Origin of the sequence: Virgibacillus salexigens (assembly GCF_000723585.1) — a bacterium.
In the GTDB taxonomy this organism is placed as follows: Bacteria; Bacillota; Bacilli; order Bacillales; family Amphibacillaceae; genus Virgibacillus; species Virgibacillus salexigens.
The window spans coordinates 185,604-200,008 of the sequence record NZ_CCDP010000001.1; the positions used below are offsets into that span (position 1 = coordinate 185,604).

Genomic DNA, 14,405 nt, shown 5'->3' on the forward strand with positions numbered 1-14,405 from the left:
TCAAAGAGCAAGACGCAAAACCATTCTATTCAGGAGTCTATAAAATGTAATTTAAAAAACACATTTTATAGACTCCGTTTAACGATTCCTATAAAAGACTTTATTTTTCAGCAATCTTATGTCATATTATAATAACAACGTTGTTATTTGTAGGAGTGATATAATGAGTGTTTTCCAAGTAATGGAACATGAACATAATCAAATGGCTTTATATGATGGTTTCACGTACTGCAACATTCGTGTACTAGAGCCGCATATCATTAATGTCAGCATGAGTGAACAAAAGGAAATTAGTCTTCCAACATGGACGGTCACTCCTGGAGATACCGTCTTGCCTTTTGAAGGAATTGCACGTCAAGATATGTCTCGTTTCTCCCGTCCGAATTATACATTTACGGAAACGGAAAAGACTTTAGAAATAGAGACAATGGAATTAAAATTAGTTGTTCAAAAAGAAGATCTGTATCTTTCCTGGTTTCAGAAAAATAAAACAGAAGAATTTGTGGAAGTGATTACCGACCGTCATACACAAAGTTATAAACATCATATAAGTTCGAGCCATCCAACATGCCATTATTTACAACGCCAAGAAAATGAAATGTATTTTGGGCTAGGAGAGAAAACAGGTGCAGCCGATAGACATGGGAGACGTTTTCGAATGAAGAATATCGATGCGATGGGTTACAATGCTGAAACAACCGATCCGTTGTATAAACATATTCCTTTTTATATCACGTATAAACCGGATATCGACCAATCTGTTGGTATCTTCTACGATGATTATCAAGATTCCGTTTTTGATTTTGGTCAAGAGTTGGACAATTACCATGGCTCCTATCGATACTACGAAACGAAAAGTAGCTTTCTAGATTATTATGTTATTGCTGGACCGAGAGTGAAAGATGTCACACAGCGATTTAGCTGGTTAACTGGGCGGCCAACCATCATGCCTCCATGGAGTCTATCTTATTCCGGTTCCACCATGCAGTATACAGATGCACCTCATTCACATGAACGAATGAAACAATTTCTAGCTCAATGTGAAGAACATCAAATCACCGTACGCTCATTCCATTTGTCATCTGGATATACGTCCATTGATGATAAACGCTATGTATTTAATTGGAATTATGATAAGTTTCCAGATCCAAAAGCATTTGGAAAGTCATTTGTAGACAAAGGCGTTGAAATCGTTGCCAACATTAAGCCGTCATTGATGCTTCATCATCCGCTGTTAGATGAAGTGTTAGCGTTTGATGGATTTGTTAAAGATGAACACGGCGAACCGTTACTCATTCAATTCTGGGACGATAAAGGATATTATTTAGATTTTACAAATCCTGATACCATCGCATGGTGGCAAGAGAAGGTGAAGACAACCCTGCTTGATAACCACATTCATTGTACTTGGAACGATAATAATGAATTTGAGATTTGGGATGATAGCGCACAGGTGCATGGATTTGGCCAGGGTGGTAAGTTCAATGATTACAAAGCAATTATGCCCTTACTCATGATGAAAGCTTCCAGAGACATCCAAATGGATTATCATCAAGATAACATGCCATATGTTATTAGTCGTTCTGGATGTGCTGGTATGAGTAAATATGTGCAGACATGGACGGGTGATAATCGAACGAGCTGGCATACCTTAAAATTTAATAATAAGATGGCAATTGGACTGAGCCTATCTGGCGTATTCAATTTTGGTCATGATATCGGTGGTTTTTCTGGTCCGAAACCAGATCCTGAACTATTCGTAAGATGGGTGCAGTGTGGAGTGTTTTATCCGCGGTTTTCTATTCATTCGTGGAACAGTGATGGCTCTGTTAATGAGGCTTGGATGTACCCGAAAGTGATGGAAGAAGTGCAAGCAGCTATGCATTTTCATGAACGACTGACACCTTATTTACAGACGCTTGTAGAGCACTCCCATTCTAATTATGCGCCAATTATTCGCCCAACCTTTTATGACTTTGATCAAGATTCAGCTACGTATCTTGACTCCGACGATTTTATGGTAGGAGACAAGCTGCTTGTTTGTCCGATTGTAGAAGCAGGTCAGACGGAAAGAACGGTGTATTTACCGAAAAATGAAGAAGGTTGGATTGATTATCATACAAGTGACTATTATAGAGGTGGACAAACCATACAAATACCGGTGACGCTGGATAAAATTCCATTATTCGTTCGACGGTTTGCTTCTATACCAATGTATAATCAAACATTAACACAAGTGGAAAATTATCATTTTGAATAAGGAAGCCTATTAAAGGGGAATACGAAGTCAGTATAAAAAACGCCTGTCATTAAAAGTCTGTAACACTTTTGGTGACAGGCGTTTTTTTATACGCCGGAATAGGAGGAAAAACCGCCATCCACTGGTACAACAATTCCGGTTACAAATGGGCTTGCACTATAGTCCAGCAGCCAAAACAATGTTCCGATTAATTCTTCTGGATTGCCAAACCGTTTCATAGGGGTTTGACTTAAAATTTTATGTGCACGTTCTGAATAGGCGCCTTCTTCATTTCTTAATAAGGCTTTATTTTGTGTTGTTTCAAAAAATCCTGGCGCAATGGCATTCACACGTACCTTTCCTTCGAAATACGTACTTAACCATTGTGTGAAATTGCTAATTGCAGCTTTTGCCCCACTGTATGCTGGGATTTTAGTAAGTGGTTGGAAGGCATTCATAGAAGAGATATTAATAATGGTATTCCCTTCTCCTTGCGTTAAATCTTCACCAAAAACCTGGGTTGGCAAGAAGCTGCCTGTGTAGTTCAATTTAAAGACGTAATCTACGCTTTCTTCACGTAAGCCAAAAAAGTTCTTTTCTGATTGCGGATGAAAATGCTCATCTACAGTGGTGGCATCTGGATGATTGCCACCTGCACAGTTAATTAATGCATGTACATTACCAAATCTCTGATTGAATTTCTGTTTTGCTTCGATTAATGAGGCTTTATCTAACACATCTGCTGTTAATGCAATGGTCTGGTCTTTTTTCGGGTTAACATCTGCAATAACGTCATGTAATCTGTCAGCTTGTCGTCCAATTAATCCAACATTTGCGCCAGCATCCACGATTGCTTTCACAAAGGTTTTGCCAATAACACCACTTGCGCCTGTGATAATCACATTTCGTCCGGTAAATCGCTGGTTCATGATTGATTCACTCCTTCTATCAATCCGTTGATATAGGTGGCACCTAATGCTCGATCAAATAAGCCGTATCCTGCTTTGCCAGTTTCGCCCCAAATCATGCGACCATGGTCAGGACGTATCGTGCCTTTGTAGTTAATGTCTTTTAAGGCTTTAATAACTGCTTTCATATCAACGGAACCATCTTTAGAAAGATGCCCTGTTTCAACAAAGGAATGGTTGTCGAGACGTTTAATATTTCGCATATGGACAAAATGGATATGGTCTCCAAATGCTCGTATCATCTCAGGTAGATCGTTTTCTTCTAAACAACCGAGGGAACCGGTACAGAAACAAATACCATTATTTTTTGCATTATTTATCGTTACCAGTTTGTCGTAACTTTCTTTTGATCGTATGATTCGAGGGATGCCAAAGATTGACCAAGGTGGATCATCCGGATGAATGGTGAGATTGATATCATGTTTAATGGCAACAGGTAAAACCTCGTTTAAGAAATAGCCAAGATTCTCCCATAGATCATCATCTGTCATCGTACGATATTTCTCAATTAATGCAGCCATTTCCGCTTTTGTGTAACTTTCATCCCAGCCTGGCAAGTTGAGATTCGTTGTCACAGGGTCGATGGTTTGCACATACTCATGATCGTACAATAATGTTTCTGATCCATCCTGCAATCGGTGATGTAAATCGGTACGTGTCCAATCAAACACAGGCATGAAGTTATAACAGACCGTCTTGATTCCGGATTCACCTAAGTTTTTTAATGATTCCTTGTAGTTTGCAATTAAATGATCACGATTGTTTTCGCCAAGTTTAATGGATTCATGGACTGGTAAACTTTCAATCACCGATAAAGCCAAACCTTCTTTTTCAACAGATGATTTTAACGCCTCAATCCGTTCTTTTTCCCAAACATTCCCTACGGGCACATCATAAATAGCCGATACAATATGATTCATATTAGGAATTTGTTTTATATCTTGTAGTTTTACAGGATCGTTCTCTCCATACCATCTAAAGGATAATTCCATTATTTTACCTCCTCAACATCTTTAATTGTAAATAACCGAACGGCATTGTTAAAACAGATATCTTTTAATATTCCAGTCAGCAACTCAGGATTGTCTTCAATTTCTCCTTCTTCTACTAGTTTTCCAAGCAGTTGGCAGAGAATCCTTCGGAAATATTCATGACGTGAATAAGATAATAGACTTCTTGAATCGGTTAACATTCCTACGAATTGAGATAATAATCCAACATTTGCATAATCGATAAGATGCTGAATCATTCCCTGTTTCGTATCGTTATACCACCAGGCAGCACCTAGTTGGACCCTTATGCTGCTGGATGTGAAATTTCCTGCTGTCGCCTGGACCATCAAATGATCATTTGCATTATTTGGATAAATAATCGTATCACTTAATGCATTATTCTTATTTAAGTGATCTAGTAATGCATTCAAGTCTTTGGCGTTAAGTGGGTCACCCACACTATCAAAACCAGCGTCTTTTCCAATGGCTCGATATTGCATGGTATTATTATTACGTAATGGTCCAAGATGTAATTGCATAACCCAATGATATTGTTTATATGCTTTGGACAACTCTGTTAAAAGATACCCGGATAATAGTTTTAATGAACGGTTATCCAAACCTTCTCCTTGTTTTAACTTATTAAAGTAAGAGATGGCTTCTTCCTTCGTTAGTCCGGGTAAGACAACTTCAGTAAAGCTTTGGTCGGAGCTCCGTGCACCATGTTGGTGGAAATATGCTATTCTCGATAACAATGCATGAATATAGTGATCTAGTGTTTCAATGGGCTGCCCTGTTGCTTTCGTTAGCTTATCGATTGCTGTTTGAATCGTATCTTTGGTTAGACTAATATAGAAATCGGCTCTAAATGTTGGGCGAACCGAAATATCAAATGATCGATCTTCTTTTAACAATTGATGATATTTCAGATCATCACAAGGGTCATCGGTTGTACAAATGACTTTTACATTGCTTTGTTTTATTAATTGACGCGGCGAATGAGATGATTGCTGTAATTGTTCATTTAAATCATGATATAGTTGCTCCGGCGAAGTATGTTGCACCGGTTCATAGTGGTTAAAATAGCGAGCTAATTCTAAGTAACACCAGTGATACATTGGATTCATAATGGTGTTAGGCAGCAACTCGATGAAAGCTTTAAATTTTGTGAAATCATCTGCATCGCCGGTGATGACCGACTCATCCAAGCCGTATGCCCGCATGAGCCGCCATTTATAATGATCATGGGCGAGCCATAATTCCGTAATCGTTGCAAAGTTTTTGTCCTCATATATTTCTTGAGGACTTAAATGGCAATGAAAGTCATAAATAGGTACATCTTGAATAGTTTGATATAACTGCTTCGCTTTATCTGTTGTAAGTAAAAAATGTTCATGAATGAATTCCATATGATCACTCCTTGTCAGTCACATTAAATTCCAAATAAGTTTGGTAAAAATAACGATAATTGTGGGATAAATGTAATAACTAATAACACGACAATCAGTACAATAAAGTACGGAACGAGTGTCCGAATTACATGCTCGATTCGAACATCTGCTACACTAGCACCTACGAATAATGCGCTACCTACTGGCGGTGTAATATTACCCAAACATAAATTAAAGGCGATCACAATTCCAAAATGTACCGGGTCCAGACCAATCGCTTCCGAAATCGGTAAGAAGATCGGCGTAAATATTAAAACAGCAGGTGTAATATCCATAAACGTACCAATTACTAATAAGATGATGTTCATCAATAATAAAAGAAGGATTGGATTATCCGTAAGTGATAAAAGCCCATTTGAGATAGCTTCTGGCAAGCCGGTGAAACTCATAACTAATGAAAATAGGGCGGATGCTGTAATTAATAATAAGATCATCCCGGTAATTTCAACCGTTTCCTTTAAGATATTTGGAATATCTTTTAATTTTAAGTTTTTATAGACGAGTGATAGGATGACGGCATATAATACCGCTACTGCAGCCCCTTCAGTGGCAGTAAAGATACCTGCTACAATCCCACCGATAACGATAACAATCAGCAATAAGCTTGGGATCGCATCAAGGATTAAAAATCCTTTATCTTTCCAGCCAATCCGTTCTGAAACGGGATACCCTTCTTTCTTCGCCAACACATATGCAACCGTGATACAAGCAATTCCCCATAAAATTCCAGGTATATAACCCGCCATAAATAAGGCAGCAATCGAAGTCCCGCCACTGACTAAGGAATAAACAATCAGTAAGGAACTTGGTGGGATAAGTAAGCCCGCTGGAGCAGAAGAGATATTGGCAGCAGCTGAATAAGGCCTCTTATAGCCCTGGGTTATTTGTAATGGTGTCATAATCCTTCCCATCGCCGCAGCTGCGGCAACACTGGAGCCAGAAATAGACCCAAATAGCATGTTTCCAACGATATTCGTATGCGCAAGCGATCCAGGCATTCTCCCGACAAGTACCTTTGCAAAGTTAACCAATCGAAAGGCGATACCACCATTATTCATTAATATCCCAGCTAAGACGAATAGCGGGATGGCAAGCATGGTAAAGTTATCAATTCCTGTTACCATACGTTGCGCTGCTGTAATGATCGTAACATCAAATGGAAGTATTAATAGCAACGTTAGAATAGCGCTAATAATAATCGATATAGCGATTGGAATACTTAAAGCAAGCAAAATGAAAAAAGAAATAAACAATACGAATCCTGCGATTGTCGTCATGGCCCGTCACTTCCATCCTTGGATAGTGATACCTCTGAGGTAGTTAGACCATGAATAGCATAAAAAGCAACAAATATTCCGGAAACAGGAAGTGCTCCATACATCATCGCCATTGATACACCTGTTGAAGGCGCTATTTGCGATAGCGTTAGCTCAACTACTTGGATACCACCCCATATCATCAGAACAAGGGCAATGATCAATAAAATAATATTTGACAATCGCTCCATCATACGTTGCGCTTTTTTATGAAGCTTCTCTCGTATGAAGTGGATAGCAATATGCTTTTTTTGACCGAAGACATAGGCCGCACTAGTCAAGGAAAACCATATTAGTAACATTCGAATAATTTCCTCACTTACCGTGCTAGGTGTATTTAGTACATATCTAGCAACCACTTGCCAGATGGAGAGAATCGACATTATCGTTATCAACACACCAGTTATGATCAGAAGAAGTCTATCAATAGATGCTTTTAATCTACTCATTTTCTTCTGCCTCCTTTATTTGCTCATATTGTTGCCTTGTTGCTGGATTTGTTTGAAACTGCTCTTGCAGTGGTTTAACAGCATTCATAAATGAGCTTTTATCTACCTCATGGAATTCGACCCCCATATCGCTCTTGGCAGTTTTAATTGCTTTTTTCACCTGCTTGTCCCAACGTGTTTCATGTGAAACAGTGGATTCTTTGGCAGCCTCTTTGACCCATTGTTTTTCTTGATCTGTTAATTGATCATAAGCATCTTTGTTCATAATTAAGATATCTGGGACCATGGCATGTTCTGTGTAGAAATAATGTTTAGCAACCTCGCCATGTTTATTATCCGTTAAGGCGGTTTCATTATTTTCAGCTGCATCAATAATTCCTGACTGCAGCGCAGTATACACTTCGCCAAAAGACATCGGTGTAGGCGTTCCGCCAAGCGCATCAATCATCTGAACACTTGTTTTACTAGGCTGAACGCGTGTTTTTAAACCTTTCATATCTGCATTTGTTTCGATCATTCGATCTTTTGTGTACATGTTTCTGACACCTGCATCATAGTACGTAATCCCAATAAAACCATTATCTGTAGTTGTTTTGAAAAACGCGTCTTGAATTTCCGGTTTTTTCATTATTTCTCGATAGGATGCTTGTGATTGAAATAGATACGGCATACTGAATAGTGAATAGGATTCGGAGAAACCTTCCAACGCACTGGCAGATACTTTTGTGAACTGCACAGCATTGGTTTGTGTCATTTCAATTACTTCCCTTTCACTGCCTAATTGTCCATTCGCATAGATTTTTAATTGGAGCTTTCCGTTTGATTTCTGTTCCAACCGTTCTTTAAAGTCCACTAATGATTGATGAACCGGATGATTTGTTGGTTGATTATGTCCTAGGATTAATTCCTTTGTTTCTGCTGCTTTCGAGTTAGAACAACCAGCCAAAATTATTAAAACGCTTACAATAAGTAACAAAAACCTCTTCACTTGCTCTCCCCCTTATCATACGGCTTTTCTATCCATGTATAAGGAAACGAAGCCAATAACAACGTTTTCATTATGTGGTAGATTTCTCCCCTATTAAAATAACAACGTTGTTATTTTTGGCTACAAATTTTCCATCCCGCTTATTTATTATGATATAATGATCTTACTAATAAATCAATAGATTTTTCAAGGGGTAAAGCAATGGCAGTAACACTCAAAGATATCGCTCGTGAATGTGGTGTAAGCTATTCAACAGTAAGTAAGGCACTAAAGGATTCACCATTAGTTACGGAAGCGACTAAACGAAAAATTAAAGAAAAAGCAGAACAAATGAATTATATTCCTAATAACTCCGCTCGGTCGCTTGTGTCCAATCGAAGCAATACCATTGGATTAATATGGCCTGCTGTAGATAGGGTGGCAATCACTACCTTAGCTTCCCAAATTAATCAGGCATTAAAAAAAGAAGGGTATTTTATGGTGGTTTCCATCGAGGATCCGATTACTGCTGCCCAAAAGTTTTTAGAGCTCCGCTTCGATGGAGTGATTGTCTTTGATGAAGGGGAACATACGACATTACCAACAAAGATTACGAAGAATATACCAGTGGTCGCTTATGGAGTCGAAAGGGAATTAGACTATCCAATAATTAATGTCAATCATGATCTAGCCATGAAACAAGCGATCGACGCTCTTATTCATAAAGGATATCATCAAGTCGATTATTTCGGTGATCTTCATACGAATGATATTAGACAAATTGTTAAAAAAGATACCTTTATCCGTCATTGCAAGCAACGGCGTATAACATATCGTATGGTTGATTCTGGGGGATTATCAGAAGAGAGTGCTAGTCGTGCAATGAAATCATTTTTAGCCAATCATGACTTAAATGGGGGAGTCGTTTGCGGTAGTTATGATATCACAATGGGATTGCTTCATCATGTAAAAGACACTAAACAAACACCAATGATATTCTCTTATGATCATATCGATCAATTTAACTCCATTGATACGCCAATTCATTCTGTAGGTGTACCTTCTCACTTCATTGCCCAAAAGCTTGTCGATGTGCTCGTAGATACGATAGAAACCAATAAAGTCAACCGTTCGGTTATTCAATTGAAACCACAAATAAACTATCGATAAAGTGGCTTATATAGAAAGAGGCTGACGCAAAAGTCAGCTCTTCATGTAAAGGATTCAAGCAAACCTGTGCGTCAGCGCTATTTGATGCTTATGAGGAGGTCCAAGACCCGCCGTTAATATGAATAGCTTGCCCCGTCATATAAGATGATTCATCAGCTGCTAGCATAACGAACGGCCAAGCATGTTCCGAAGGTTGGCCAGGACGGCCCATTAATGCATCTTGCCCAAAGTGCTCAACGCCGTCTTCATTAAAGGACGATGGAATAAGTGGTGTCCATACCGGACCTGGTGCTACTGAATTAGCACGAATTCCTTTCTTAGCTAGACTTTGTGCAATACTTCTGGTAAATGCAGTAATGGCACCTTTTGTTGCTGAATAATCCATGAAAATCGGATTACCCCGATAAGCATTGATGGAAGAGGTGCTAATAATTGAATCTCCCGCCTTCATATGCTTGACAGCAGCCTTTGTTAAATAGAATTGCGAGAAGAAGTTCACCCGGAACACCTCCTCCATTTGTTCATCCGATATATCAAGTACATCTTCACGAACAAATTGAATCGCTGCGTTGTTCACCAATATATTAATCTTGCCAAATGCCCCGACGGTCTTTTCTACTAATTCCACGCAATGATCAGAGTTTTTAATATCGCCAGGCAGTAATATGCATTGTGCACCTTCCGCCTCGACTAGCTGCTTGGTTTCCTCTGCATCTTGACGTTCATCCAGATAGGAAATCGCTACATTTGCACCTTCTTTAGCATATAGAATCGCGACCGCACGGCCGATGCCACTATCGCCACCTGTAATTAAAGCAGCTTTACCTTTTAGTTTATCCGAACCTTGATAATCCATCGGTTGATGTGGCAAAGGGTTCATTTTTGATTCGATTCCCGGTTGTTTGGTTTGGTGTTGACGTGGTGTCCCGTCCTTTTGCATATCTTTTGGTTCCATGATAATCGATTTACCTCCTTGATGACCTATATTATTTTTTACATGGTAATTAACTGTTCCACGGGTAGAGTGGAGGTAAACTTACTTACCGGTAATGAAGGGCGAGCTTCTTTAATATTTCTGCATCTTTATAGAATTGATTCACGTCATCCCTTTTGACAAACTCTAAATAAGCATAAGTAGGTGTATTCGATGGTTCGAGTTTTTGAAAATAGGTTAACCATGTTGAGCAGCCCTGTTCTAAAGGGTACCGTTGGTGTTCATCCCATTGAAATACATGGACATTACTAATATGATCGCTTAATTGTTTTAATGCGGATATGTTAGCAGATTGTGACCTTATCCAGAGAGGCTGCCAGTAGCAGTATAAATTGGGTTTATTCACTTCGTTGATCAATTGAATGGCTGCGGTTTCACTTTCCGTCAGTGTTTTTTCATGTAATTCTACATGGACACTTTTATTATTTTCTCCCGCAACATCGCATAGCATTTGCGTTTCTTGAACATATTTTTTCCAATCTGAGTGCGTAATATCTTTCGGGCTCTTATTTCCACCCCAAATCCGTAATTGATGCGCTCCGATTTGATCTGCAATTTGTATGCATGATTTAAAGTAAGCTAACGGACTTTCGTTCAACCGGTAATAGGTACCCAGTGACGGTGTTTCAATACCAGCTTTTCTGCATTTTTCTTTAATGGATTGGATATATGCTGTACTTTTTTGCAAGGTTAAATGGACATCTGTTCCCCATTCAATAGCTTCTAGACCTGATGTTTCCACGATATGAATAATTTCTTCTGGAGAAAGCTTTCTGAATGTAACCGAGCATAGTCCGGTTTTTAACATGTTAACACCTGCCTTTTATTCTTTGATTGCACCACCGAGAATACCCGCGACAAAATAACGCTGCATAAATAGAAAGATAATAAAAATGGGAATAACCGAAATGGTTGCGCCAAGCATCAGCTGACCATAATCAATTGTATCTTGATTTGCTATCGTAGCTAAAGCTACAGGGAGTGTATACATATCCTTTGTAATTAAAGACACTAACGGCCAAAGAAAATTATTCCATTGAAAGGTAAATAAAAAGATACTAACTGCTGCTAGTGCTGGAATCATAGTCGGTAATGCAATTCTAACAAAAATAAAGATTTCACCTGCCCCATCGATTCGTGCAGATTCTAGTAAGGAATCTGGGATGGATTTCATATTCTGCATAATCAGAAATATGGCAAATGGATACGTAAGCTGTGGAAGAATGACTGCGATATGTGTATTAAGTAATCCGAAATTAGCAAATAAGTTAAATTGTGGTATAACAAGTGCCTGATAAGGGATCATCATCGATAAAATAAACATAGCAAAAATAATTTTTTTACCTCTAAAATGATACTTAGCAAAAGTAAAACCTGCAGCAGCACTTACAATGCCAGCTAGAATTGTAAAGGTAATCGTTATGATTGATGAATTAAGTAATGCTTTCCAGATGTCTACAGAACCCATCAAACGCTTCAAATTCTCAGCAATAAAATCACCTGGTAAAAACTTCGGTGGATAAGAGAGTATTTCATCTGTTGGGTTAGTAGAACCAATTACCATCCAATAAAAAGGCGCTACTGTAAACAGGACTCCCAATAATAAGAGGACATAAATGATTAGTTTATTCATTATGGAAGATCTCAATTTTTATCCCCTCCTAATTTAAATTGGACATAGGTTAATAAAGCGATAAATCCGACCAATACATAGGCAATGGCAGATGCATATTCAAAATCAAAAAACTGAAATCCATTTTCATATAGATACATAGTTATGGTAGTCGTTGCGTTAACTGGACCTCCATTGGTTAGAATATAAGGCTCATCAAATAATTGAAAGGAACCGATCGTAGACATGATCAGACAGAATAATAATACAGGGCGCAATTGGGGGATCGTGATCGAAAAGAATTGCCGGATTTTAGTTGCCCCATCAATACTAGCCGCCTCATATAAGTCTTTTGAAATAGACTGTAATCCCGCAAGAATGATTACCATATTATACCCTGTCCATCTCCAAGTTCCTTGTAGAATGATTGATAACTTAGCCCAAAAAGGGGTATTTAGCCAACCGATTGAGTCGATGCCTACTAAACCCAATAAGAAATTAATTAGTCCATTTTCTTGATTTAGTAATAACAAAAAAATAACGGATGCCCCAACCAGTGAGGTAACAGCTGGAGTAAAATAGGTTAACCGAAAAAAGTTTTCTAGTTTAATTAATCCCGAATTTAATAAGGTTGCTGTTAGTAATCCTAATATAATAACAGATGGAGTTTGAATAACACCGATGATTAAGGTGTTTTTCATCGCTTCATAAAATAAAGGATCTTGAAACAGACGAATATAATTATCAAAACCTACAAAACTTGTTTGTCCTGCTTCTGATATTTGAAAACTAAGCAGCAAAGAACTCACAATGGGGTAAGCAATAAACAAGGAAAAAAACAGAACTGCCGGTGCTAATAGAACGAGAGGTGCATGTTTCTTTCCAATATCCAAACGATGAATACTCATGGTGGGTCTTTCCATATTAATCCTCCTCGCTTGATTCTCGCCCTGTGCTGGACTGTAGTTTTTTTAATACGGCTTGTAAAGCTTCTTCAGGGTTTTTATTTTGCAGCATCATAGAGGCTAATTCATCTGAATAGGTAATGTTCGCACGTAAATAGTCCGAAGTATAATTTACATTAGGTACTTCTTCGGAGATCTCTGCAAATAACTGCAGCACCTTTTGATTTCCAAAGTACGCATTTCCTTCCTTAAAGATTTCTTCTTCATATAAAGGGGTATAAGCAGGGAACATAAAATAGTTTTCAACTAAGCTAGTTAAACTTTCCAAGTCAGTAGTAGCGAACTTAATGAATTCATAAGCTGTTTTTTGTTTATCAGAAGCATTAGGTATAACAAAATTTGATCCACCATCTGCAGCTGCATTTGTATTACCCTCTTTAAATTCTGGTAATTTCATGACTCGCCAATTCCCTTTTGAGTTCGTCACCTGCTGCATCAAACTTCGTGACCACCACACAGCACCGGGCACTGTAGCAACTTGACCATTTTGCAGTGATGCGATCCTTCCATCCCAATTTGTTACATTAGCTGCAATCCCACTATGAAATAGTTCACTCATTAATTGAAAAGCTTTCTTTGATTCCAAGGATTCTGCTGTAATTTCCCCGTTCTCGTTAAAATAAAAACTTCCTTGTTGTTGTAATAAAATTTTATACAAAGATATATCATCATTTGCCATAAAGCCAAGCATATCGATACCAGTTTCATCTTTAATTGTTTTTCCCGCATCAATATAGTCATCCCAAGTCTTGATGCTTTGTGGATCAACATTAGCATCTTCAAAAACATCTTTTCGATAGAATAAACCTACAGGTCCAATATCACCTGGCAATCCAATTAGGTTCCCCTCTTCATTTGATAATGCAGCAACTTTTGCTTCAGGCAAGTCATCAGCATATTGATCAAATCCAAATTCGGTTAAATCCACAAAACGATTCGGAAAATTGTTGTTATAAATAGGTAATCGTTGTTCCTCCATCTGCACAATATCTGGCAGTTGGCTTGATTGGCCTGATGCTAGACCAGTTGTTAATCTTTGATAGACTTGTTCAACTCCTTGATTGTTTACATTGATGTTAATACCGGGGTTACGCTCTTCGAATATAGGCGCTATATCTTCTAGATGTTGAGCCCAACCACCCCAAGCCCATACGGTAATTGTTCCTTGCATTTTTCCATTTGCAACATTAGTTGTATTTTCCGTTTTGCCTAATAAACTTATAATAATTACTGTGAATAGTAATAGAATAATACTAAAAATAACACCTTTATATTTCATAGT

General features: G+C 38.2%; 13 protein-coding genes. 2 read left to right on the plus strand and 11 right to left on the minus strand.

Annotation, left to right across the window (positions count from 1 at the left end; translation table 11 throughout):
• Positions 1 to 163: 163 nt before the first annotated feature.
• Positions 164 to 2,260 (plus strand): glycoside hydrolase family 31 protein, encoded by a 2,097-nt coding sequence (locus BN990_RS00875; protein WP_021290208.1) that lies wholly within the window; start codon positions 164 to 166, stop codon positions 2,258 to 2,260.
• 86 nt (positions 2,261 to 2,346) lie between these two features.
• Here BN990_RS00875 and BN990_RS00880 read toward each other — a convergent pair whose 3' ends face one another.
• From BN990_RS00880 to BN990_RS00905, 6 genes are read right to left on the minus strand one after another with little or no spacing between them, the layout of a single operon-like run.
• Positions 2,347 to 3,168, minus strand: coding sequence for an SDR family oxidoreductase (locus BN990_RS00880; RefSeq protein ID WP_021290207.1), 822 nt, complete (start codon positions 3,166 to 3,168; stop codon positions 2,347 to 2,349).
• Positions 3,165 to 4,199, minus strand: a complete 1,035-nt coding sequence (uxuA, locus tag BN990_RS00885; RefSeq protein WP_038241702.1) for a mannonate dehydratase — start codon at positions 4,197 to 4,199, stop codon at positions 3,165 to 3,167. The genes BN990_RS00880 and uxuA overlap by 4 nt, the downstream gene beginning before the upstream one ends.
• The gene (uxaC, locus tag BN990_RS00890; RefSeq protein WP_038241704.1) at positions 4,199 to 5,608 is read right to left on the minus strand and encodes a glucuronate isomerase; all 1,410 of its coding nucleotides are present in this window, start codon (positions 5,606 to 5,608) and stop codon (positions 4,199 to 4,201) included. The genes uxuA and uxaC overlap by 1 nt, the downstream gene beginning before the upstream one ends.
• A gap of 23 nt (positions 5,609 to 5,631) precedes the next feature.
• Complete coding sequence (locus BN990_RS00895) at positions 5,632 to 6,927, minus strand: TRAP transporter large permease (RefSeq protein ID WP_021290204.1); 1,296 nt, start codon at positions 6,925 to 6,927, stop codon at positions 5,632 to 5,634.
• On the minus strand, positions 6,924 to 7,415 hold the full coding sequence (locus BN990_RS00900; protein ID WP_038241720.1) for a TRAP transporter small permease: 492 nt from the start codon (positions 7,413 to 7,415) through the stop codon (positions 6,924 to 6,926). Before BN990_RS00900 ends, BN990_RS00895 begins: the two co-directional genes overlap by 4 nt.
• The gene (locus BN990_RS00905; protein ID WP_021290202.1) at positions 7,408 to 8,403 is read right to left on the minus strand and encodes a TRAP transporter substrate-binding protein; all 996 of its coding nucleotides are present in this window, start codon (positions 8,401 to 8,403) and stop codon (positions 7,408 to 7,410) included. The genes BN990_RS00900 and BN990_RS00905 overlap by 8 nt, the downstream gene beginning before the upstream one ends.
• A 201-nt stretch (positions 8,404 to 8,604) precedes the next feature.
• On the opposite strand from BN990_RS00905, the gene BN990_RS00910 reads away from it, so the two are divergent.
• Positions 8,605 to 9,552: a LacI family DNA-binding transcriptional regulator gene (locus tag BN990_RS00910; protein WP_038241723.1), complete on the plus strand. Its 948-nt coding sequence runs from the start codon at positions 8,605 to 8,607 to the stop codon at positions 9,550 to 9,552.
• A gap of 88 nt (positions 9,553 to 9,640) precedes the next feature.
• Here BN990_RS00910 and BN990_RS00915 read toward each other — a convergent pair whose 3' ends face one another.
• From BN990_RS00915 to BN990_RS00935, 5 genes are all read right to left on the minus strand, one after another.
• Positions 9,641 to 10,507, minus strand: coding sequence for an SDR family oxidoreductase (locus BN990_RS00915; protein WP_038241725.1), 867 nt, complete (start codon positions 10,505 to 10,507; stop codon positions 9,641 to 9,643).
• 85 nt (positions 10,508 to 10,592) lie between these two features.
• The gene (locus BN990_RS00920; protein ID WP_038241726.1) at positions 10,593 to 11,354 is read right to left on the minus strand and encodes a sugar phosphate isomerase/epimerase family protein; all 762 of its coding nucleotides are present in this window, start codon (positions 11,352 to 11,354) and stop codon (positions 10,593 to 10,595) included.
• A 15-nt stretch (positions 11,355 to 11,369) separates the two neighbouring features.
• The gene (locus BN990_RS00925) at positions 11,370 to 12,194 is read right to left on the minus strand and encodes a carbohydrate ABC transporter permease (RefSeq protein WP_021290198.1); all 825 of its coding nucleotides are present in this window, start codon (positions 12,192 to 12,194) and stop codon (positions 11,370 to 11,372) included.
• Entirely contained in the window at positions 12,191 to 13,081 is an 891-nt protein-coding gene (locus BN990_RS00930) for a carbohydrate ABC transporter permease (RefSeq protein WP_074436608.1), read from the minus strand. The genes BN990_RS00925 and BN990_RS00930 overlap by 4 nt, the downstream gene beginning before the upstream one ends.
• Position 13,082: 1 nt before the next feature.
• Positions 13,083 to 14,402, minus strand: a complete 1,320-nt coding sequence (locus BN990_RS00935) for an ABC transporter substrate-binding protein (protein ID WP_021290196.1) — start codon at positions 14,400 to 14,402, stop codon at positions 13,083 to 13,085.
• Positions 14,403 to 14,405: the final 3 nt, after the last annotated feature.

What these genes read in the sequence shown, in the direction of transcription:
- BN990_RS00900 (WP_038241720.1), bottom strand. Translation starts at nt 7,415, where the DNA reads ATGAGTAGATTAAAAGCATCTATTGATAGACTTCTTCTGATCATAACT.
- BN990_RS00915 (WP_038241725.1), bottom strand. Translation starts at nt 10,507, where the DNA reads ATGGAACCAAAAGATATGCAAAAGGACGGGACACCACGTCAACACCAA.
- BN990_RS00875 (WP_021290208.1), top strand. Translation starts at nt 164, where the DNA reads ATGAGTGTTTTCCAAGTAATGGAACATGAACATAATCAAATGGCTTTA.
- BN990_RS00935 (WP_021290196.1), bottom strand. Translation starts at nt 14,402, where the DNA reads ATGAAATATAAAGGTGTTATTTTTAGTATTATTCTATTACTATTCACA.
- BN990_RS00920 (WP_038241726.1), bottom strand. Translation starts at nt 11,354, where the DNA reads ATGTTAAAAACCGGACTATGCTCGGTTACATTCAGAAAGCTTTCTCCA.
- uxaC (WP_038241704.1), bottom strand. Translation starts at nt 5,608, where the DNA reads ATGGAATTCATTCATGAACATTTTTTACTTACAACAGATAAAGCGAAG.
- BN990_RS00895 (WP_021290204.1), bottom strand. Translation starts at nt 6,927, where the DNA reads ATGACGACAATCGCAGGATTCGTATTGTTTATTTCTTTTTTCATTTTG.
- uxuA (WP_038241702.1), bottom strand. Translation starts at nt 4,199, where the DNA reads ATGGAATTATCCTTTAGATGGTATGGAGAGAACGATCCTGTAAAACTA.
- BN990_RS00910 (WP_038241723.1), top strand. Translation starts at nt 8,605, where the DNA reads ATGGCAGTAACACTCAAAGATATCGCTCGTGAATGTGGTGTAAGCTAT.
- BN990_RS00880 (WP_021290207.1), bottom strand. Translation starts at nt 3,168, where the DNA reads ATGAACCAGCGATTTACCGGACGAAATGTGATTATCACAGGCGCAAGT.
- BN990_RS00930 (WP_074436608.1), bottom strand. Translation starts at nt 13,081, where the DNA reads ATGGAAAGACCCACCATGAGTATTCATCGTTTGGATATTGGAAAGAAA.